The 20,777-nt window shown below is 42.5% G+C and carries 19 protein-coding genes; 14 read left to right on the forward strand and 5 right to left on the reverse strand.

Annotated features, from left to right (window positions below):
- Positions 1 to 132: 132 nt before the first annotated feature.
- Positions 133 to 735: a GTP cyclohydrolase II gene (gene ribA / locus FTU62_RS14070; RefSeq protein WP_168379100.1), complete on the reverse strand. Its 603-nt coding sequence runs from the start codon at positions 733 to 735 to the stop codon at positions 133 to 135.
- Between the two features lie 311 nt (positions 736 to 1,046).
- On the opposite strand from ribA, the gene dxs reads away from it, so the two are divergent.
- From dxs to FTU62_RS14110, 8 genes are all read left to right on the forward strand, one after another.
- Entirely contained in the window at positions 1,047 to 2,957 is a 1,911-nt protein-coding gene (dxs, locus tag FTU62_RS14075) for a 1-deoxy-D-xylulose-5-phosphate synthase (protein ID WP_180103000.1), read from the forward strand.
- A gap of 112 nt (positions 2,958 to 3,069) precedes the next feature.
- Entirely contained in the window at positions 3,070 to 3,900 is an 831-nt protein-coding gene (locus FTU62_RS14080; protein WP_078189303.1) for an inositol monophosphatase family protein, read from the forward strand.
- A gap of 457 nt (positions 3,901 to 4,357) precedes the next feature.
- Positions 4,358 to 6,169 (forward strand): DEAD/DEAH box helicase, encoded by a 1,812-nt coding sequence (locus FTU62_RS14085; RefSeq protein ID WP_078189302.1) that lies wholly within the window; start codon positions 4,358 to 4,360, stop codon positions 6,167 to 6,169.
- Between the two features lie 407 nt (positions 6,170 to 6,576).
- Positions 6,577 to 7,395: an ABC transporter ATP-binding protein gene (locus FTU62_RS14090; protein ID WP_111885426.1), complete on the forward strand. Its 819-nt coding sequence runs from the start codon at positions 6,577 to 6,579 to the stop codon at positions 7,393 to 7,395.
- The gene (gene mlaE, locus FTU62_RS14095) at positions 7,392 to 8,171 is read left to right on the forward strand and encodes a lipid asymmetry maintenance ABC transporter permease subunit MlaE (RefSeq protein ID WP_078189301.1); all 780 of its coding nucleotides are present in this window, start codon (positions 7,392 to 7,394) and stop codon (positions 8,169 to 8,171) included. The genes FTU62_RS14090 and mlaE overlap by 4 nt, the downstream gene beginning before the upstream one ends.
- Positions 8,171 to 8,851 carry an outer membrane lipid asymmetry maintenance protein MlaD gene (locus FTU62_RS14100; RefSeq protein WP_180103001.1) on the forward strand — a complete coding sequence of 227 codons (681 nt, stop codon included), beginning with the start codon at positions 8,171 to 8,173 and terminating at the stop codon, positions 8,849 to 8,851. The genes mlaE and FTU62_RS14100 overlap by 1 nt, the downstream gene beginning before the upstream one ends.
- A 17-nt stretch (positions 8,852 to 8,868) precedes the next feature.
- Positions 8,869 to 9,504 (forward strand): phospholipid-binding protein MlaC, encoded by a 636-nt coding sequence (locus FTU62_RS14105; RefSeq protein WP_078189299.1) that lies wholly within the window; start codon positions 8,869 to 8,871, stop codon positions 9,502 to 9,504.
- Positions 9,505 to 9,543: 39 nt separating this feature from the next.
- Entirely contained in the window at positions 9,544 to 9,807 is a 264-nt protein-coding gene (locus FTU62_RS14110) for a lipid asymmetry maintenance protein MlaB (protein ID WP_218948628.1), read from the forward strand.
- A 75-nt stretch (positions 9,808 to 9,882) separates the two neighbouring features.
- Here FTU62_RS14110 and FTU62_RS14115 read toward each other — a convergent pair whose 3' ends face one another.
- Positions 9,883 to 10,896, reverse strand: a complete 1,014-nt coding sequence (locus FTU62_RS14115) for a CorA family divalent cation transporter (RefSeq protein ID WP_078189297.1) — start codon at positions 10,894 to 10,896, stop codon at positions 9,883 to 9,885.
- A 155-nt stretch (positions 10,897 to 11,051) separates the two neighbouring features.
- On the opposite strand from FTU62_RS14115, the gene FTU62_RS14120 reads away from it, so the two are divergent.
- Together FTU62_RS14120 and FTU62_RS14125 are read left to right on the forward strand one after the other, a co-directional pair.
- Entirely contained in the window at positions 11,052 to 11,657 is a 606-nt protein-coding gene (locus FTU62_RS14120; RefSeq protein WP_180103003.1) for a TIGR00730 family Rossman fold protein, read from the forward strand.
- The gene (locus tag FTU62_RS14125) at positions 11,657 to 12,064 is read left to right on the forward strand and encodes an NUDIX domain-containing protein (protein WP_180103004.1); all 408 of its coding nucleotides are present in this window, start codon (positions 11,657 to 11,659) and stop codon (positions 12,062 to 12,064) included. The genes FTU62_RS14120 and FTU62_RS14125 overlap by 1 nt, the downstream gene beginning before the upstream one ends.
- Before the next feature lie 46 nt (positions 12,065 to 12,110).
- On the opposite strand, the gene FTU62_RS14130 is transcribed toward FTU62_RS14125, so the two are convergent.
- Together FTU62_RS14130 and recG are read right to left on the reverse strand one after the other, a co-directional pair.
- The gene (locus tag FTU62_RS14130) at positions 12,111 to 12,743 is read right to left on the reverse strand and encodes a ComF family protein (protein WP_180103005.1); all 633 of its coding nucleotides are present in this window, start codon (positions 12,741 to 12,743) and stop codon (positions 12,111 to 12,113) included.
- A 140-nt stretch (positions 12,744 to 12,883) separates the two neighbouring features.
- Positions 12,884 to 14,929 carry an ATP-dependent DNA helicase RecG gene (gene recG, locus FTU62_RS14135; RefSeq protein ID WP_180103006.1) on the reverse strand — a complete coding sequence of 682 codons (2,046 nt, stop codon included), beginning with the start codon at positions 14,927 to 14,929 and terminating at the stop codon, positions 12,884 to 12,886.
- 59 nt (positions 14,930 to 14,988) lie between these two features.
- Here recG and FTU62_RS14140 point away from each other — a divergent pair, with 59 nt between their 5' ends.
- The 3 genes from FTU62_RS14140 to FTU62_RS17655 all read left to right on the forward strand — a co-directional run bounded on the left by FTU62_RS14140 (position 14,989) and on the right by FTU62_RS17655 (position 16,516).
- Positions 14,989 to 15,768, forward strand: coding sequence for an NAD-dependent epimerase/dehydratase family protein (locus FTU62_RS14140; RefSeq protein ID WP_180103007.1), 780 nt, complete (start codon positions 14,989 to 14,991; stop codon positions 15,766 to 15,768).
- 152 nt (positions 15,769 to 15,920) lie between these two features.
- Positions 15,921 to 16,256 carry a class I SAM-dependent methyltransferase gene (locus tag FTU62_RS17650; RefSeq protein ID WP_373886370.1) on the forward strand — a complete coding sequence of 112 codons (336 nt, stop codon included), beginning with the start codon at positions 15,921 to 15,923 and terminating at the stop codon, positions 16,254 to 16,256.
- 5 nt (positions 16,257 to 16,261) lie between these two features.
- A complete protein-coding gene (locus tag FTU62_RS17655; protein WP_373686672.1) occupies positions 16,262 to 16,516 on the forward strand; it encodes a hypothetical protein in 255 nt (84 codons plus the stop codon).
- A gap of 86 nt (positions 16,517 to 16,602) precedes the next feature.
- On the opposite strand, the gene plsB is transcribed toward FTU62_RS17655, so the two are convergent.
- On the reverse strand, positions 16,603 to 19,176 hold the full coding sequence (gene plsB / locus FTU62_RS14150; RefSeq protein WP_180103008.1) for a glycerol-3-phosphate 1-O-acyltransferase PlsB: 2,574 nt from the start codon (positions 19,174 to 19,176) through the stop codon (positions 16,603 to 16,605).
- A gap of 287 nt (positions 19,177 to 19,463) precedes the next feature.
- Here plsB and FTU62_RS14155 point away from each other — a divergent pair, with 287 nt between their 5' ends.
- Complete coding sequence (locus FTU62_RS14155; protein WP_180026061.1) at positions 19,464 to 20,336, forward strand: acyl-CoA thioesterase II; 873 nt, start codon at positions 19,464 to 19,466, stop codon at positions 20,334 to 20,336.
- The last annotated feature ends 441 nt before the right edge of the window (positions 20,337 to 20,777 follow it).

The following is a 20,777-nucleotide window of genomic DNA, read 5'->3' on the forward strand; positions in this document are numbered from 1 at the left end:
GTTCCATTTTAGAGATTTGTTTAAGATAAGATATAACTCATTGAGATGTGTCATAGTATTCGTCGTTAGAAAACAATTATTGTGACATTATTTCAATGAGTTATCTATTTTTGTCGTGTACAGAGAGGATTTTTAAAAATCGTCCTTTTGATACATATGCGACATACGATCATGTTTGGTTTTTAAATATTGTTCGTTAAAGGGATTTAAACCCACAGTCAGCGGAACACGATCAACGACATTCACGCCTTGCTCTTGGAGCGCTTCAATTTTTAACGGGTTATTGGTAATGAGACGCACAGCCGTAATGTTGAGATGATTCAACATGATAGGGCACATATCATAACGACGTGCATCGGCAGGAAGATCCAATAATAAATTGGCATCCACCGTATCATGGCCTTGATCTTGTAGGGCATAAGCACGGATTTTATTGGTCAAGCCAATACCACGACCTTCTTGGCGTAAATATAAAATCACCCCTTGACCTGCTTCATTAATTAATTTTTGGGTGGCTTGAAGCTGTGGGCCGCAGTCACATTTGAGTGAAGCGAAGGCATCACCGGTGAGGCATTCGGAGTGGATACGAACTAAAACAGGTTCAGTGGGAGCTTGTTCTAGTCCTTTAGAGAGTGCGACGTGTTCTTCACCGGTTTCAGGATCCTGAAAAACCGTAATATTGAATTCACCAAAAGCGGTCGGTAATCTTGACGTTGCGACAAATTCTATAGGCACTGCTTAACCCGTTTATTCGATTATAAATTGGCTAAAGTATAGCGTAATGCTTGGACATTGGTAGAATTGCAACGACGAATTTATGCAGAACATTTTCTTTTTTGTATAAAGCGAACGATAATAGTTGATAAATAGGAAGATTATTCAGGATAATCTGACTCATTCAAAATCTCCCCAACGAGATCATTGCTAAAAATTACATCGCTACAAGTTTGGCTGATTGTAAGGTGATACAATTCGACGATATGATCGAGTTACCCATTTAGACCGAGCTTAGGAATTTGCCAGGCTTTAGAAGGCTTTGCCACATTATGCTGTATAAAGAAATACCATTTCAACGCCCTGTAACACCGTTGCTGGATACGATTAACCATCCTCAACAACTTCGTTTACTCGAGCGCAGCCAATTAGAGCAAGTGGCGGATGAGTTACGTCAATTTATTTTGTATGCGGCCGGACAAAGTGGTGGGCATTTTGGTGCCAATCTTGGGGTGATCGAATTAACCGTGGCATTGCATTACTGTTTTGATACGCCACGTGATCGTCTGATTTGGGATGTGGGTCATCAAGCCTATCCGCATAAAGCCTTAACGGGTCGTCGTGAACAATTAGTGACGATTCGTGCCAAAGATGGTTTGGCTGCGTTTCCTGCCCGTGAAGAATCTGAATTTGACACCTTTGGTGTAGGCCATTCATCAACCGCGATTTCTGCTGGTCTTGGGATGTCATTGGCACGTCGCTTCAAGCAAGATCCCTGTCATGTGGTGGCAATCGTGGGTGATGGCGCGATGACAGCGGGTATGGCTTTTGAAGCAATGAACGATGCGGTGGCACACAATGCTGACCTTATGGTGGTATTGAACGACAACGATATGTCGATCTCATGCAGTACCGGTGGTTTTGCTAAGCATTTGGCTGCGATATGGGAAAGTGGTCAATCGGTGAATATTTCTGAAAATGGCGAAGCCTATATTCAACCACATCCTGAATGGGCGTATAACTCACGCCTACATTGTGCTGCGACCGATGCTGCAGACAACCTATTTAAAGCCATTGGCTTTGACTACTTTGGTCCTTTTGATGGGCACGATGTTGAACAATTAACACATGTGTTTGAAGCCTTAAAAAAACGCAAAGGCCCACGTTTAGTGCATGTCTATACTAAAAAAGGCAAAGGCTTTGCACCTGCCGAAGCAGATCAAATTAAATACCATGCCATCAGTAAACTGAATGCACCTGCTGCTGTGGCAACTGCACCGAAATATTCGGATGTTTTTGGTCAGTGGTTATGTGATGAAGCTGCACAGGATGATCGTTTATTAGCGATTACTCCTGCGATGTGTGAAGGCTCAGGCATGGTGCAATTTGCCAAGCAGTTCCCTGAGCGATTCTTTGATGTTGCCATTGCAGAACAACATGCGGTGACTTTGGCTGCAGGTATGGCCTGTGAAGGGGTAAAACCGGTTGTTGCAATCTATTCAACCTTCTTACAACGTGGTTATGACCAACTGATTCATGACGTTGCTTTGCAAAATCTCGACGTGACATTTGGTATCGACCGTGCAGGTTTGGTTGGTGAAGATGGCCCAACGCATGCCGGTGCTTATGATTATGCCTTTATGCGTACCGTGCCGAACATGGTGATCATGGCGCCGAAAGACGAAAATGAATGTCGTCAAATGTTACATACGGCTTATTTGTATAAAGGCCCAGCGGCAGTACGTTACCCACGAGGTAATGGACTAGGTGTCGAGATTCAGCAAGAGATGACCGAGCTAGAAATTGGCCGTGGTGAAATTCTTATAAGCTTTAATGATCAGCAAGATGCAACAATTTCGATTTTAGCATTTGGTAGCCGTGTTCAGGCAGCGGTTGAGGCGGCTGAAGTATTGGCTGAAAAACTGGATGTTGCCGTTCGTGTGCTAAATATGCGTTTTGTAAAACCATTAGATACACAGTTGATCGATCAAATCGCGGCAAGCACGCAATTGTTTGTGACAGTTGAAGAGCATGCAGTGATGGCGGGTGCGGGTAGTGCGGTAAATGAATATTTAGCGCAGGCTAGTATTGTTAAACCGATGCTGAATTTAGGTTTGTCAGATGAATTTATGCATCAGGCGACACATGCTCAAATGCTACAACAAGCTGGACTAGATGCTGAAGGCATTATCACTTCTGTGACACAAAGCTGGATAAAACATAAGTCAACTGTAGTTTGCTGAATTTCTAATTTTTAGAAACATTTTTTCCCTAAAAGCCCTTATATTTGATAAGATATAAGGGCTTTTATGCATTATTCTTTATCAGTATCTTCAAATTTGTAGTGGGTGTTCAATGGAACCTATGGTGGTTATGGCTGCGCGTGCGGCTCAATTAGTTGGTCAAGAGCTTTTAAAAGCGCATCAAAATCGTCATAAACTCGATCTACAAGTCGAAGAAAAAGGAATTGATGGTCCAGTAACGCGTGTAGACCGTTATTTGGAACAATTGACTATCGATACCCTACGTAAAAGCTATAAAAATCACAGTTTCCTAGGCGAAGAGTTTGGTCTTCAAGAAGGTAAAGGTCATGACGCTGATTGGTGTTGGATCATCGACCCACTTGATGGCACATTAAACTTCGTTAATGGTGTTCCACATTTCTGCATCTCTATCGCAGTTCAACATAAAGGTGTAACTCAGCACGGTGTTATTTATGACCCTGTGAAAGATGAGTTGTTCTCTGCAAGCCGTGGTCGCGGTGCGATGATGAACCAACGCCGTATTCGTGTAAATGTAAAAGACAGCTTAGAAAACACTTTCCTTTCAGTGGGTCATGCGTATCGTAAAATTCGTAATGGCGAAGTGGTTTCTTATGCGAAAAACCATTTCAACTCATTGTTAAATGTGACTGAAGCCGGTGCTCAATACCGTCGTTCAGGTTCTGCTGCTCTTGATCTAGCATATGTTGCTGCAGGTCGTTTCGATGGTTATTTCGAACTTGGTTTGAAACCATGGGACATCGCTGCGGGTGAACTTATTGTAAAAGAAGCGGGTGGTACTGTGGTTGATGCTCGTGGTGGTAACGACTCAATGGACAATGGTCAAGTACTTGCATGTTCTATGAAAATGCTTAAACCACTTATGCAAGCTGTTGTTCCAGCTTGGGGTGAAGCTGCTAAATAATAGAACGCTTAGTTCGAGTTTATTGACAGAATAATGAAATAAAGCCCTCTTTATGAGGGCTTTATTTTTGTCTAATCGGTCAAAAATAAAGGCTTAAACACCTATAATTTAAAGCTTCTTACAAAAAACATTCTGAAGTTGACTAAAACAGGTGACATTTAAAAACTTTCTGCTATAATCCCCGCACGCACTAAATTTCGTTCATTACCTGAACATTCTCTTCTATCATTGTGTATGCGCGTTCCGGTCCAAAGAGAGGACGATATTTCGCGCCCCACCCAATCGCTAAGCGATTCCTTCAGGTTGCGGCTGTAATCATGTGTGCGTTATACACATCGTCGTTCTCGGATCGCCGCTGATTCTATATTTTCAGCGTTTTTTGCTGTGCCGCTTTTTGCCGATGTCCATCTGAATTTATATTTTTAATGGAGCACCCATTTTTGGGGTGAAATACTCTATGAGCAAAACTTTTGCTGATTTTCCTTTACATGAGTCGTTACAACTAGCATTACAAGGTCTAGGTTTTACTACTCCGACTCCAGTGCAAGAACAATCAATTCCAGCTGCATTAGAAGGTAAAGACCTTCTTGTATCAAGCCAAACTGGTTCTGGTAAAACTGCTGCATTCTTACTCCCAACTGTGAATGCTTTGGCTGGTCAAGACACTTTGATGTCTTTCAAAGAGCGTATGAAAGCGGTAACTGCACCGTCTATTCTTGTACTTTGCCCTACACGTGAATTGGCTCAACAGGTTAGCCAAGACGCAATTGCTTTAGTACGTCATATGAAAGGTGTTCGTATTGCTGCAATTATGGGTGGTATGCCTTTCGGTAAACAAATTCAACAGCTTAAAGGTGCACAAGTTGTCGTAGCGACTCCAGGTCGTTTACTTGACTTGGTGAACCGTCGTCAAATTAAACTAGACAACGTTGATGCGTTAATCGTTGACGAAGCTGACCGTATGCTTGACTTAGGTTTCTCTGAAGACCTAGAAGCAATTAGCGACTTGGCTGCTAACCGTAAACAAACATTAATGTTCTCTGCAACATTTGCGCCGCGTATCATTACACTTGCAGAACGCATGATGAATGATCCACAGCGTATTGCGATTGAAACTGGTCACTCTACAAATACTGACATTACTCAGACTCTTCACTGGACTGACGGTTTCGAACACAAGAAAAAACTTTTGACTCACTGGTTATCTGATGAGTCTGTAGATCAAGCAGTTGTATTCGCATCTACTCAAGAAGATACAGATATGTTGGCTGAAGAACTTGCAGAAGCAGGTCACTCAGTTGTCGCTCTTCACGGTGCAATGCCACAAACTGTACGTAACCGTCGTTTACGCAGCATTCGTGAAGGTCGTGCAAAAATCTTAGTTGCGACTGACGTTGCTGCACGTGGTCTAGACGTACCAACTATTTCTCACGTAATTAACTTCGGTCTTCCAATGAAGAACGAAGACTATGTACACCGTATCGGTCGTACAGGTCGTGCGGGCCGTACTGGTAACGCGATTACTTTAGCGACTTACCGTGAACGCGGTAAAATCCGTGCTTTAGAAGACTTCTTGGATGCACGTTTAAATGTGTCTGAAATTGAAGGTCTTGAGCCATCTCCACCTCCTGCACGCGGTAGCCGTGATGGCGGTCGTGGTCGTCGTGATGGTGGTCGCGGTGGTCGTGGTGGCTTCGGTGGCGGTCGTCGTTTTGAAGGTGAATCAAACTTCAAACGTCGTGAAGGCAACCGTGATGGCGAACGTCGTTCATTCGGTGGCGAAGATCGTCCACGTCGCGAATACAACAACGATCGTCCACGTCGTGAAGGTGGTTTCGAAGATCGTCCACGTCGCGAATTTAACAACGATCGTCCACGTCGTGAAGGCGGTTTCGAAGATCGTCCACGTCGTGAATTTAACAACGATCGTCCACGTCGTGAAGGCGGTTTTGAAGATCGTCCACGTCGCGAATTTAACAGCGATCGTCCACGTCGTGAAGGTGGTTTTGACCGTCGTTCTAACGATGACAACCGTGGTAACCGTGTAGATTACAAACCAGCTCGTGAAGGTTATGGCGATCGTCCAAAACGTTCATTTGGTGAAGATCGTCCACGTCGTGAATTCAACGGTGACCGTCCTCAACGTTCATTTGGTGAAGATCGTCCAAAACGTTTCGGCGATGACCGTCCAAAACGTTTCGGTGATGATAAACCACGTGGCGAACGCACTTTCGGTGAAGATCGTCCACGTCGTAAATTCAATGACTAATTGAATTTCGAAAGAAATATCGAAAAAACCGGTGGAAACACTGGTTTTTTTTATGGATTTAAATTAGCTTTTTAATCAGAAAAATGTATACTTGATCAAACTTTATGTGTTTAATGATAATTAATATGAATGGAAACGCGTTGGCAAATATGCGTACAGTGATGATCGAGGTACTTATGCCTTATATCGGTTTGACACTCTTATTGTGTAATATCGTTTACTATATATACAATTATTTTAACTAAATTCTTCTATTGGGTTGAAGACAGCCTCTATAAAATCGCATTAATAATAAAAAACAATTTACCTGATGGAATGCAGGGATATGCGCTCATGCAATGGTAACATTTTAAACTTCAATCCTTTATAGTATGCATGCTGAAAAAAATGCAGGAAAATCCTCAGCTATGAATAATCAAACGTCTTCTCAGACTCAGGCACTGATCGAAGTGAAAAACCTGAGTTTTAAGCGAGGAGAGCGCGTCATTTATGACAATGTCAGTTTAAAAATTCGTCGTGGTCAGATCACTGCAATTATGGGTCCATCTGGTACAGGTAAAACGACTTTACTCCGTTTAATTGGTGGTCAATTGACTCCCGATAATGGAGAAGTGTTGCTTGATGGGCAGGACATTGCACAGATGTCACGTCAGGAACTCTTCGCTGCGCGTGCGCGTATGGGGATGTTGTTTCAGAGCGGTGCATTATTTACCGATATGTCGGTATATGAAAACGTAGCCTTTCCAATTCGTGCCCATACCAAGTTGCCAGAGCATTTGATCGCTGAAATTGTTGCGTTGAAATTAGAGTCTGTTGGTTTACGTGGCGCGGAACAAATGATGCCCTCTGAACTATCGGGTGGTATGAATCGTCGTGTGGCTTTGGCCCGTGCAATTGCACTCGATCCTGAGCTGATCATGTATGACGAACCCTTTGCAGGGCAAGACCCGATTGTGATGGGGGTTTTAACCCGCTTGATTCGTTCGCTACGTGAAGCTTTAGATTTAACCACGATTATTGTTTCGCATGATGTAGCTGAAACTTTATCAATTGCAGATTACATCTACGTCGTGGCTGAAGGAAAAGTGCAGGGCGAGGGAACACCTGAGCAGTTAAAAGCACATGCCTCGCCGTTTGTGAAGCAGTTCTTGACGGGTTCGGTAGAAGGTCCAGTCGATTATCAATTCAGTCATCAGCCCTATTTAAATCATGAGGTTCGTTCATGAATGCTATTGCCGCATTAGGTAGACGCGTCATTGAACGTGTTCGAGGAATCGGCGTAGCAACCATTATGTTGCTGCAGATTCTTTTTTCCATGCCGACTTTACTTGGCGTGAAATTGTTTATTTATCAGATGTACCGTGTTGGTGTGCTCTCATTACTGATTATTGTGGTATCTGGCTTATTTATTGGCTCGGTACTGGGTTTGCAGATGTATAGCATTCTGTCGACCTTTGGTAGTGAAGCGATGCTCGGCACCGCAGTTGCACTGACTTTACTGCGTGAACTTGCACCTGTGGTTGCGGCTTTACTCTTTGCTGGTCGTGCAGGTTCTGCTTTGACAGCTGAAATTGGTTTGATGAAAGCCACTGAGCAGTTGTCGAGTATGGAAATGATCGGGGTCGATCCATTAAAACGAGTGATCTCGCCTAGACTTTGGGCCGGTATTTTTAGCTTACCAATGTTGTCGGTGATTTTCGCTGCGGTCGGCATCATGGGCGGTAAATTGGTGGGTGTTGATTTTCTGGGTGCAGATGAAGGCTCTTATTGGAGTGGCATCGAGAACAGTGTGCAATTCTTTAAAGACGTCTTTAATGGCACCATCATCAAAAGTTTTGTTTTTGCATTAATTTGTACTTGGATTGCGGTCTATCAGGGTTATGCCTGTGTCCCAACTTCAGAAGGTATTGCAACGTCGACCACACGTACTGTCGTGTATTCTTCGTTGTGTGTTTTAGGTTCAGATTTCGTGTTGACTGCGGTCATGTTCGGAGGTATTTAATGAAATCACGTACGAGTGAACTGGCCGTCGGTTTTTTTGTCATTCTGTTTGCTATCACTATTTTCTTCTTGGCTATGCGTGTGAGTGGTTTGGTCGGCAATAACATCGAAGACAGTTATGAATTGACCGCGACATTTGAAAATGTAAACGGGATTAAACCCCGTGCCAAAGTGACCTTAAGTGGTGTCAAAGTTGGTCAAGTGGAATCATTGAAACTCGATCCTGTGACGCGCTTAGTGACAGCACATCTGATTATGGATGGCTCATTAACCTCTTATAACGCAGAACAGTTAAAAGAAGTGCAAAAGAATGCACTCGAAGAACTGCGTTACACATCAGACTATGAAGCAGCAACACCTGCGAAACAAAAAGAAATGGAACAGCAACTGATTGCTAACATGAAATCCATCACCAATATCGATGAAGATGCTTACATTATGGTGGCAACCAATGGTTTATTGGGCGAGAAATATTTGAAAATTGTACCGGGTGGTGGTGTCAACTTCTTAAAACGTGGTGACCAAATTGGTAATACCCAAGGTACGATGGAAATCGAAGATTTGGTGTCTAAATTTGTGACCGGTGGTGCAGGGAACAAATCTGACAACACAGCAGATGCTGAACAAAAAACAGAAGCTGCTGACACAACAACGGCAGAAGAACCTGCATTTGTTGAATAATTTTTAGGAGAAATTAAGTGAACACATTGTTAAAACATACGCTTACAGCAAGTATCTTATCAACTATGATGGCAGGTACAGCTTTTGCTGCTCCAAGCGAAGCACCACCTGCATTTGTAAAAAAAGTGGCTGATGGCCTCATTACACGTTTAAAAGCAGACCACGCAAAACTACAAAATAACCCTGCGGCTGTGAAAACGATTGTTCGTCAAAACTTAGACCCGTATATCGATTCACAAGCGTTTACACGTATTGTGATGGGTACTTATGCAACGAATCAGTACAGCTCAGCGGCTCAACGTGCGCAGTTTGAACGTAACTTCCGTGCAACACTGATCGAAAACTATGGTTCAGCTTTTGCTAAGTTTAGTAACCAAACATATAGCATGCGTCCATATAAAGCATCGAACAGTAAGAACCCTGTTGTAACGATTGATTTCCATAACAACGGTGAAAAAATTCCAGTCTCTTTCCAGTTGGCGGATAAAGGTTCACAATGGAAAATTCGTAATATCAACGTTTCGGGTATCGACCTAGGCTTACAATTCCGTAATCAGTTTGCGGCAACTGTAAAACGTAATGGCGGTAACATTGATAAAGCAATTGCGAACTTCAAACCTGATGCTGATGCAGCATTAGACAAGAAAAAATAAGATAGGTGATGTGTGATTAAACTTCATCAACAAGAATTGATGGTTTCAGGCAAAATCGATTACAACAATGCCGAATTGTACTATCAAGACGGCTTGAAATTGATTCAACAGCAGCAGCAAGCTTTTCCCTTAGTGGTCAATCTTGCTGAGCTTGAGCATGGCAGTACTTTGGCTTTAGCTGTTTTGGTCCGTTGGTTACGTCAAACGCCAAAAGCGCAAGGTTTACAGTTTAAAGCAGTCCCTGAAAAAATGATGAAGATTATTCAAGCCTGTCATCTTGAGCATGACTTGCAATTGATCTAAAAAAAAGCACCGTAAGGTGCTTTTTTTATTTTAGCGGGACAAGAAACTCTCGCAAGTCTACGCAATAGGAACGGATTAAATCCATTTCTTCCAGCGGAAGTACATCAATGGGCCAATAAAGAATGCCACGATGATTAAGCTGACCACGATAAAACTGGTTGTACCATGCGCGAATGGCAGTACATCGGTGTTCATTCCATAGACGCTAGCTACTAACATCGGTGGCGCAAGCATACTTGGTAAAATCGAGAATCGACGAATCGTATCGTTCTGTTCGGTGTTAATGAACCCAGAAGTGGTATCCAGTAAGAATCGAACCTTTTGGAACAAGAAGGCATCATGCTCAACAAGAGAGCGCACGTCTTCACTGAGTTCTCGGATGTCGGCATCATAAATATGACTGCCCAAGGCGCGAGGACGTGATAGGAAGGTGAGAACACGACGTAAATCGATCAGACACAGCTGTGCTTTCCCGAGCATATCTTCTAAATGCGCAAGTCGGGTAATCATGTCATCTAAGTCTAAAATCATCTCACGATGACGGTTATTCAGCACTTCTGTGGAATACTTTTCTAAGTCCTTGTGGATATCTTCCAAGATATCCGCAAGCTCATCGAGTTTGGCTTCTAAAAGACCCAATAAAATCCAAGTTGGATCTTTATAGTCAATTTCATAGTCATTACGACGCGCACGGGCACGAAAGGCACGGAAAGCCACCAGCTTTTCACCCCGTAAAGTGAATAAGCGCTCTTTATGCAAAATAAAGGCAACTGTCTGCACGGTAGCTAAGGTGCTGGCATTTTCTTCGGGTTCGCCATCGACCTGGAAATTTTTATTTTTCGTTAAAAAATAGGTGCTGATGTGCAAAATACCATCGTCATCACGGTAGAATCGTGCACTCGATGAAATATCTTCTAATGATTTTAATGTGGGTAAATTTTGATCATAGGCATCCATAATCCATTGCTGCTCTTCCTGAGACGGGGCAATGAGATCGAGCCAGACTAAATCCTGATGTAAATCGAAGTCACCATTGATGGTGACATCTTCCAGGCTACCGCGCTCTGTGGCGTAAAAGGCTTCAAGCATGTTGTCTTTTCCCCTTACGCAGTAAGTTAAAAATGAATGGGTGTATTTTAGACAAGGATTTGCTGAAAAACACTGTTCTAATGCTTAATTTATGAAAAAATCTGTTTAAAGTTGATTTTTCCAGCATAGCGTTCCTGATCTGATGGTGATTATAAATGAAATCTATCGCAATTTTCTGTGGTTCCGCCCTTGGTAACAATCCTGCCTATTTACAGGTGGCTGAAAAAGTCGGTCGTCATTTAGCGGCCCAAGGTATTACATTAGTCTATGGTGGTGGCCGTTCAGGTTTGATGGGTGTTGTGGCAGATAGTGCTTTGCGTGCAGGTGGGCAAGTCATTGGGGTGATTCCAAAAGTCTTGGTCGATAAAGAATTGGCACATCCAGATTTAACCGAATTGCATGTGGTAGAAAATATGCAACAACGGAAAACCAAAATGTCTGAACTCTCGGATGGATTTGTAGCGATTCCAGGTGGAGCAGGGACTTTAGAGGAAATTTTTGAGCAGTGGACGTGGGCTCAATTGGGCATTCATTTAAAGCCATGTGCCTTTCTCAATGTAGATGGTTTTTATGACGATTTATTGAATTTTCTAAAAACAACTGCAGAAAAAGGCTTTACCCATCCGCGTTTTATCGAAGGCTTAATTGCAGAAGATAATATTGAAACGATTGTTGAGCAGTTTCAACATTTCACTGCGCCAGAGCCGAAATGGGGCATGGTTGAACGTACAGCCTTTATCGCCGATTTGGAACAAGATTGATGAAAATTATCACTGTTGCCGCAGCCATTATTTTAAATGAACAGCATGAACTTTTAGTGGTTCGTAAAAAACACACGGCATTCTTTATGCAAGTAGGCGGCAAGTTAGAACCCCATGAAGCTCCTGAAATCACCATGCTGCGTGAAATTCAGGAAGAAATTGGCTGCGCTGCGCAGATTGAGCAATTCATTGGTCGTTTTGAAACGGCAGCTGCGAATGAACCCGATCATCTATTGGTGAGTTATGTCTATCTTGTTCAGTTGCAAGGTGAACCGAAAATTGATGCGGAAATTGCAGCGATGCAATGGGTCAGCTTGGATGATACACAAACAAAACTCGCCCCTTTAACACGTGAGGTGGTGATTCCTTGGGTGAAGCAGCAGGCGCGATCTCTTGCTGAAAGCTAAACCGCTTCGCTTGCTCAGTTTCTTTATTAGTGGTTGATGTTTGAAACTAAGGTTGTGCCGCTGCAATGCATGCGGCATATACCTGCGTGCAATGTAGCTGATGTAACAGCGTACTTAATGCATGGATTGAACTTCCCGTGGTCACCACATCATCGATAATGAGGACTTTACGGAAACGGCGTTTTTCAGTTGGGTCGATAATAAATTGCTGTTCGATATTTTCTAGGCGTTCTAGCCGACTTAAACCTTTTTGAGCGTGCTGTGCTTGACGAATCACGGGTTGCCAAACAGGGATGCGCAATTGCTTTGCCATCATGTGTGCAACGAGCAGCATTTGGTTGTATCCACGGTCTTTGAGGCGTTCAACTGAAATAGGCATGGGAACAATGGCCTGAACTCGAGCTAAGCGCATGCTTAAAAGGCTCTGTGCCAGTAAATTTTGATAGTGCAATTGTTGCTCATACTTATAGCTTTGGATGAGGCGATCTATTGGAAAATCATAGTGAAAGGCACAAGAGATGCTGTGTTCATGGCGATTAACCATTTTTTTAAACCAAGGCAGTTGTTCCCAGCAGTCAGTACAAAGCGAATGATGTTGTTGTCGATCGATACCACAGAGCAGGCAAGGGGAAACGCTCTGCATTCCTTTTCGGATGAAATGTTGGATGGATTGGAGCATATTTTTATTCTAATCATTCTTTTTTGAGTATTTTGCACAGATTGCTGTGAAGTGCAATCACGACACCACAGAAACCTGTTCGACAAGCTTATTCGTTAAAGCCAATCTGTATAATTAGGATGATCGAACCATCATCCTAATTATACATAGGCATAACGGGGTGCTTCAGGCAGCCAGCGTTTTAAAAGCGCTTGAGCCTGTGCAGGATAATCATTTAGGACTTGTTGAGCCACATAGTGTGCCTGATTGAGTAAATGGTCATCTCGCTCCAATTTGGCTACACGAAAGCCCATATCTCCCGTTTGTTTAGTGCCGAGGAGCTCGCCGGGGCCGCGAATTTCCAAATCTTTTTCAGCAATAATAAAGCCGTCATTGGTTTCACGCATGATGCGTAAACGCTCTTGCCCATTTTGCGATAAAGGATTTTTATACAGCAAAGCACAGAAACTGGCTTTGGCACCACGCCCTACACGACCACGTAGCTGATGTAATTGTGAAAGCCCTAAGCGTTCTGCATTTTCAATTACCATGATTGAGGCATTTGGGACGTCAACACCGACTTCAATCACTGTGGTTGCAATCAGTAATTGCAATTCATTATTTTTAAATTGCTGCATCACTGCTTGTTTTTCATCGGCCTTCATTTTGCCGTGAACAAGACCAATATTGAGGTCTGGAAAGCGTTCTTTAATTTCATTAAAAGTCGCTTCAGCGGCCTGAGCATCTAAAGTTTCTGATTGTTCCACTAGGGTGCAGACCCAATAGGCTTGTTTACCTTCAGCACAATTGCTGGCAATCCGCTGTAGCACTTCTTCACGACGGTCAAGTGGAATAGTGACTGTTTGAATCGGTGTACGACCGGGTGGCAGTTCATCAATGACGGAGGTATCTAAATCGCCATAAGCCGACATGGCCAAGGTACGAGGAATAGGGGTTGCTGTCATCACCAGTTGATGCGGTGTCATGCCATTGAGACCTTTGTTTCGTAGCGCCAAACGCTGATCGACGCCAAAACGGTGTTGTTCATCAATAATCACTAAACCCAATTTGGCAAATTGTACATTGTCTTGAAATAAAGCATGTGTGCCGACCACTAAATTGGCTGAACCATCTTGAATACTTTGTTCTGCAGCAGCTCGAGCTTTACCTTTTTGCTTGCCGGAAAGCCAAGACACGGTTAGACCCATAGGCTCAAACCATTTTTTGAAATTTAGATAATGCTGTTCGGCCAAAATTTCTGTCGGCGCCATCATGGCCACTTGCCAACCTTCCTCGAGCGCATGACAGGCTGCAACGCCTGCGACTAGGGTTTTACCTGCACCTACATCACCTTGTACGAGTCGCAGCATAGGTTTGTTTTTTTTCAGATCGACCGCAATTTCTTTGGACACACGTTTTTGTGCGCCGGTCATTTCAAATGGCAGTGTACTTAAAAGTTGTTTGGTGAAGTTCTTACTTGTAGAGAATGACGGTGCTTCGATTTGTTGAATATAAGCACGGCGGCTGAGCAAACTGACCTGATGGGCAACCAATTCTTCGAAAATTAAACGTTGCTGTGCAGGATGAGAACCTTGGCTGAGTTGCAACATATTGGCATCGACAGGGGGATGATGAATATAGTCCAAAGCCTGTTTTAGTGCATAGCCATTGGTGAATTTTTCCGGCAGTAATTCAGGTAAGTCATCACTATATAACTGTAGTGCTTGTTTGACGTATTCACGTAGTTTGGGCTGTGTTAAGCCTTCGGTTGCAGGGTAAATCGCAGTGAGTTGGGTTTGTGGTAAAGGCGTGTGTTCAGTAATCACCTGTAGTTCAGGATGATACATTTCTAAGCCACGAGCACCAACACGGACTTCACCAAAAATCCGTAAACGATTGCCGGGTTTCACCCGATCAGTAATGCCTTTGTAGATATGGTAGAAACGTAAAGTGACTTTGCCACAGTCGTCATCCAAAAGGGCGGCCATCGATTTACGCTTTCCGGGTGGAAAGTCGATACTTTTGACGGTGCCTTCCAGTAAATAACTACGCCCTACGGTCAATTGGTTCATGGGGATGATCGTGCTACGATCTTCATAGTCGCGTGGCAGATGAAACAAAAGATCATCTGTCGTGAAAATATTTAGTTTTTCAAGTAAAGCAGCGGCGGCATTGCCAACCCCTTGCAATTGATGGACGGAAGCCATGTCCCCTCAACTTCGGTTTATATGATCTAAATGGATCAGTTCTGAGAATAGGTCGTTTGATGCATATTCTATTTATCGGTTATGGTAAAACATCGCAACGTGTTGCTAAACAATTATTTCAGCAAGGTCACCAAATTACCACAGTGAGTCGTAGTGCGAAAGAGGATGATTTTGCAGAACATTTAATCCAAGATATTCACCAACTGGATTTGTCGCAGGTTCAACCGATTGATGCTGTCTATGTTCTTTTGGCTCCTGCACGCCATGCTCAATTCAATGCTGTGGATGTTTACCGACACACTTATGTCGATTCTGTACAGCCAATTGTTCAAGCATTAGCACATCATCCAATACAACGTTTAATCGTGGTGTCGTCCACTCGTGTCTATGGTGAGCATGCGGGGGAGCGCATTGATGATGACACTGTGCCACAACCGATCGATGAGCAGGGGATGTTGTTACGCGAAATGGAGCATCGCTACTCACAAGCATTTCCTACCGAATGCGTGATTGTACGTCCATCTGGGATTTATGGCACATCGACAACACGAATGCAGAAACTGGCAGAAACGACTCATCACTATCCCAATATCCATTGGTCAAATCGAATACATATCGATGATTTGGCAAAATTTCTGTGTCATCTACTTCACGTGGAACATCATGAAAAATCATATATTTGTACTAATAACCAACCTCAACCTTTGCATGAGCGAATCTTGGATTTGCAAAGAGCTATGCATTTACCCGAATTGGTTTTAGAGAGCGAAGCAGAAACAGGGAAAAAGATTTATGCAACGCGGATGACGAAGAGTGGTTTTAAGTTAGCGCACGATTGATTGTGATGTGTAGTGTAAAATTGGGGGTGATGTATAAAATTCAGTGTAGCTTGGTGAGTATTAAAAGAAATTCTATAAATGAATAAAATAGGTCTTTTACAACATGTATTGTTCAAATTTTCGAATGGATCTCAAAGGATAAAATTTAAATAATGACAAAATCATTTGCTGAACTTACTCAGAATCTACCCCATAGACCGATTTTGGAAAAAGCTTTGAGTTATTTTGAGAATTTACCAAAGATCGCGATTGATTGTGGTTGTGGTGCAGGAAATGAATCATCATTTCTACTCCGTCATAATTTTAAAGTATATGCATTTGATCCATCTGTTGACGCTAAAAATATCTGTCTAAGTAAATTTAAAGACAATAAGAATTTTTTATTTTCTAATCAGGCCTTTGAAGACTATAGCTTTCCTAAAGCTAGTTTAATTATTGCTTTATTCAGTTTATTTTTTGTTCAACGGATTCGCTTGAAAGTGTTTTAAAGAAAATGCAGGAATCCTTAAGTGAGCAAGGCATCTTACTCATACAACTGTTAGGGAAAGATGATGATTGGGTAAATAATTTTTCTGAAAAATTTATAGGTTTTGAACAGGAAGAGCTTAAACAATTGTTTGATGCGGACTTTGATATTATTTATATCAATGAATTTAAAGGCAATAAACCGCTAGCCAATGGAACTCCAAAATTTTGGAATGTACATACCTTAATTTTAAAAAAGAAAATATTAAATACTTTTGTATAGTCCAAAAAAAAGAGACAAGCTTTTTACAACTTGTCCCTGATTCTGCTCATCTTCTTCCGCTTTTATGGCGAAAAAATCAGAACTGTTTATTTCTTCTTACGTTTCAGGCGCTTTTTGGCTTGTTCCGCAGCAACTTTATCCAGAGCTTCTTTTAACTCTTCATCACTAAAGGTTGTAATGTGCTGCAACATTTGCAGGGTCACATCATCCAAAACGAGGTTGGCATATTGCGCAACATTTTGGAAATTTTCATCAAACACAATGGCGTTGTTTTCATTGGTACTGATATAACCTTGTTGCGTTAAGACTTTAATAAAGCTTTGGAACAAGGCCTTATCAAAGAACTCTGGCGAGTTAAATTCATACAACACAGATAGACGTTGACCAACCAAGTGGCTGAGTTCTTCAACTTGACGGGTTGAGATGTTGCCTGAACCACGTTGTGTGATTAAAGCCAAAGTCATGTAGTAACGCTCAAGACTTTGCATCACAGGTGCAGCTAAGACCACTAACTGATTGTGCTGCTCTGAGTTAGGCGCAGGGGAGATCAGGTTGCCTTCTGCATCTTCAGAAATTAGCTTGGCTTTGATCAGTACTTCTGCATACGCACAGATCTGATCTTTAAGCTCTTCATCATTCCACTTGAGGAATAACTCAGCTTTTAAGAATGGATAGAGTGTACGAATGACATTAATCAAATCACCACGGCGAATAGAACCATTATGTTCAACCAAAGCGGCAATGAGTGATGGCAAAATAAATGCGTGCAGGATGTTGTTACGGAAGTAGGTTAACAGCACCGCTTGATTATCAGCAATGGCAATAATATCGCCAAGGACATGATTAACACGTTTAATCAGCTTGAGTTTCAAGCCATAAGCAATGATTTCTTTACCCGATAGCGGTGTCACTTGCATGCGTTCATCGTAAGGTAAGGCATTTAAAAGATCGCGATAGGTATCTAACTGCTTAATGCAAATCTCTTCATCTAAAGTATGTTTAGATGTCGCCAATAAAATCAGTGAAAGCAATGAAACCGGGTTCACCACTGCTGCACGGTTAATATTTTCTAAAATCACGTGTGCAGAACTGTTAATGGCATCCGAAACCTCTGGCGGAATTGGGTCGTCATTTTTCTCGATTTTGATGTTGCTTGCATTATGCTGTTTCAACATATCATCAAGGAAAACCGGCTCACCAAAGTTCAAATGCACTTTACCGAAAATACGTTCGATCTTACGCAGAGTTTTCATAATCCCAATGATCGATTCGCCTTCTTTCGGCTTACCATTCATTTCGCCAACGTAGGTCGCACCTTCCATTAAACGCTCATAGCCGATATAGGTCGGTAAGAACACGATCGGTTTGGCTGGATTACGTAAATGACCATGGACAGTCATGGCGAGCATGCCGGTCTTCGGTGGTAATAAACGACCAGTACGTGAACGACCCCCTTCGATGAAGTATTCAAGCGGTGTATTACGCGCCAAAATACTGTAGAGGTATTCTTTAAATACGGTGGTGTAGAGACCATTGCCACGGAATGAACGACGAATAAAGAACGCGCCGCCGCCACGTAAAATTTGCCCGACAAATGGCATGTTTAAGTTATCGCCCGCAGCAATGTACGGCACCATCAAGCCACGTTTATAGATCACATATGACAATAATAAATAGTCGATATGACTACGATGACATGGGGTGTAAATGATCTCGTAGTCTTTGGCCAGTTCACGAACGGTACTGAAGTTATGTACTTCTACGCCATCATAAAGCTGTGTCCATAGGCGAGTCAGGGCTAAGTCAGCAAAACGTACTGTTGATGCAGAATAGTCAGAAACGATTTCATTTAAATAACCAATCGCACGACGTTCAGCTTCAACCATACTGATTTTACTGCGAATGCTTTCACGACGAATCGCATCTTGCACATCTGTAGATTTGATTAGGCCGTGCATCACATTACGACGGTCAGATAAATCCGGACCCAAAACCACTTCACGCTGCGCATCTAAATAGTCATTCAGTGTGCTGACAATATAAGTCGCAGGTGACAAGTTTGGATGTGTAGTTTTGGCATATTCAACCAAACGACGCAAAGACTGTGGCTCATGGAATTCAAGGTACGATTGACGACCGTGCAAACCAATATTGACCAACTGCTTCACTTTGCTTGGTGTAGACCATGTATCGGTAAATAATAATTTAAACCAAGAATCTTCTTTATCGGGTTCACGACCCCACAGCACGGTTACAGGAACGAGCTCAACATCCGCATCAGGATTTTTTTCCAAAACCTCAATTAAACGCAATAAACGAGGTGGAAAGGCATGTGGCGGTGGATTGAGTAAGTTGTCTTCATCATGATGTTGTAAAAACACCACAGAGGCTTTTTCTGTTTGCGTACCCACAGTCATTGGGTCGAGTGCAGGGTGTAGCTTTAAACGACGGGTTTCACCATCGACAATTAAAGCATTACTCCGTGAATGATTTTGCAGAACGTAGCAGGTAATTTTCGTTGTCTGTACGCCGGTATCTGTATCGGGTTCAGTCACTACAGGTTCTACAGGGACTTCACCTAAAACATGCGGTGTTACCACAAGGTCAAGCAGTTTACTCGAAAGCTTTCGATACATCTGACCAAAGCCGCTCTTGGACATACAAACTCCTACTTTTCATGACCAAACCACAGAGATTCTGAGGGGAATCTATTCTGCGTAATTGTACTTAAAAACTGTATGTCATTTTCTGACAAATTGCATAGATATTGTAAGATTTTATCGTTAAAAAACGTATTTTTAGCAGTTATATTGCATCAGCAAGGTGACAGATCAGTCAGCGAATCTTTAGGGTTTTAGTCTGGATTTATGGCAAAATGGAAAATATATTTAAACATCTGTTGATGTTGCCTGCATTAGCTTAATCCCGAATGATAGATAGGTTTGTTATGAATGCCTTAACACAAGAGTTGGTTGATTTACTCAGTCTTGAAAAATTAGAAGAAAATATTTTTCGTGGGCAAAGCCGAAATTTGGTCGGGAAACGTGTCTTTGGTGGACAGGTTTTAGGTCAGGCGCTACGTGCGGCATCTTATACAACAGATCGACCTGCCCATTCCTTACATGCCTATTTCTTATTCGGCGGTGATATCAATGCACCGATCATTTATGAAGTGGATCGTATTCGCGATGGACGCAGTTTTGTGAGTCGTCAGGTTCGTGCGATTCAACATGGTAAAACCATTTTTATGTGTATGGTGTCATTTGCAGAGCAAGAAGAAGGGTTGAACTACCAAGTTGCAGAGCCAGAATATCCAGCTGTAGAGGATTTAAAATCTGAAGCTGAGCTAAAACGAATGATGGTGGAGTTTGTCCCTGAAAACGTCCGTGCGTCTTTTATGCGCGACCGTCACGTAGAAATTCGCCCGATTGATCCACAAAACCCGTACCAACCGCAGCCTGCTGCGCCATCGTATGCACACTATATTCGTACCCATGACACGATTGCTGCCGATGTTGATGATATCTCATTACATCAGGCCATTGCGGCATTCTATTCAGACTTTACGCTGATGACGACTGCACTACGTCCACATGGTTTAAGTTATTTATCACCAAGTTTGCAGTGTGCGAGTATTGACCATGCCATGTATTTCCATAAGCCATTCCGTGTGGATGAGTGGATGCTTTATGACATGGATGCCACAGTCAGTGCTAGTTCACGTGGTTTAAATTTCGGTCGCATGTGGCAAAACGGTGAGTTAGTCTGTAGTACGACACAAGAAGGCTTGATCCGTTTACGCGAAATTGAAACCCAATAAGCTTTGAGTAACTGATGTTACACACATAAAAGTAATTTCACATTTTTAAAATGATTTTTAAGCCTATTCGACGGAGTCTTGCATCTAGGGTTTGAATAAAGGCTTAGCCTTCGGCTGGAGGTACTTTTGTTTCGGCAAAAGTACCCAAAACCATTGTCATCCGCAAAACTCGTTCACTACCGTCAAATTATTCAAAGCATCGCAAAAAAACATTTTTGATTAGACGGAGTCCTGTCTCAAACACTTGCGGATGACCTTACCGCGTATCGTTGTTTTATTTGAAGCAAATTGCGCTTTGATGTTACTGCGTAACATCAGTGAGTAAGATGTATTTAGCAGTAAAAGTTGAATACTCAAAAAACCGAATCTTCTGATTCGGTTTTTTTTTATTACCTTTATTTATCTGTATGAGCCTACTCGTAGATTTGATCTATCTCGTTA

This window comes from Acinetobacter sp. YH12126 (assembly GCF_013418745.1).
GTDB lineage: Bacteria > Pseudomonadota > Gammaproteobacteria > Pseudomonadales > Moraxellaceae > Acinetobacter > Acinetobacter amyesii.

What these genes read in the sequence shown, in the direction of transcription:
- FTU62_RS14130 (WP_180103005.1), bottom strand. Translation starts at nt 12,743, where the DNA reads ATGCTCCAATCCATCCAACATTTCATCCGAAAAGGAATGCAGAGCGTT.
- FTU62_RS14115 (WP_078189297.1), bottom strand. Translation starts at nt 10,896, where the DNA reads ATGCTTGAAGCCTTTTACGCCACAGAGCGCGGTAGCCTGGAAGATGTC.
- FTU62_RS14155 (WP_180026061.1), top strand. Translation starts at nt 19,464, where the DNA reads ATGAATGCCTTAACACAAGAGTTGGTTGATTTACTCAGTCTTGAAAAA.
- mlaE (WP_078189301.1), top strand. Translation starts at nt 7,392, where the DNA reads ATGAATGCTATTGCCGCATTAGGTAGACGCGTCATTGAACGTGTTCGA.
- FTU62_RS14120 (WP_180103003.1), top strand. Translation starts at nt 11,052, where the DNA reads ATGAAATCTATCGCAATTTTCTGTGGTTCCGCCCTTGGTAACAATCCT.
- FTU62_RS14085 (WP_078189302.1), top strand. Translation starts at nt 4,358, where the DNA reads ATGAGCAAAACTTTTGCTGATTTTCCTTTACATGAGTCGTTACAACTA.
- FTU62_RS17655 (WP_373686672.1), top strand. Translation starts at nt 16,262, where the DNA reads ATGCAGGAATCCTTAAGTGAGCAAGGCATCTTACTCATACAACTGTTA.
- FTU62_RS14110 (WP_218948628.1), top strand. Translation starts at nt 9,544, where the DNA reads ATGGTTTCAGGCAAAATCGATTACAACAATGCCGAATTGTACTATCAA.
- FTU62_RS14140 (WP_180103007.1), top strand. Translation starts at nt 14,989, where the DNA reads ATGCATATTCTATTTATCGGTTATGGTAAAACATCGCAACGTGTTGCT.
- FTU62_RS14080 (WP_078189303.1), top strand. Translation starts at nt 3,070, where the DNA reads ATGGAACCTATGGTGGTTATGGCTGCGCGTGCGGCTCAATTAGTTGGT.
- dxs (WP_180103000.1), top strand. Translation starts at nt 1,047, where the DNA reads ATGCTGTATAAAGAAATACCATTTCAACGCCCTGTAACACCGTTGCTG.
- FTU62_RS14125 (WP_180103004.1), top strand. Translation starts at nt 11,657, where the DNA reads ATGAAAATTATCACTGTTGCCGCAGCCATTATTTTAAATGAACAGCAT.
- FTU62_RS14090 (WP_111885426.1), top strand. Translation starts at nt 6,577, where the DNA reads ATGAATAATCAAACGTCTTCTCAGACTCAGGCACTGATCGAAGTGAAA.
- recG (WP_180103006.1), bottom strand. Translation starts at nt 14,929, where the DNA reads ATGGCTTCCGTCCATCAATTGCAAGGGGTTGGCAATGCCGCCGCTGCT.
- FTU62_RS17650 (WP_373886370.1), top strand. Translation starts at nt 15,921, where the DNA reads ATGACAAAATCATTTGCTGAACTTACTCAGAATCTACCCCATAGACCG.
- FTU62_RS14100 (WP_180103001.1), top strand. Translation starts at nt 8,171, where the DNA reads ATGAAATCACGTACGAGTGAACTGGCCGTCGGTTTTTTTGTCATTCTG.
- plsB (WP_180103008.1), bottom strand. Translation starts at nt 19,176, where the DNA reads ATGTCCAAGAGCGGCTTTGGTCAGATGTATCGAAAGCTTTCGAGTAAA.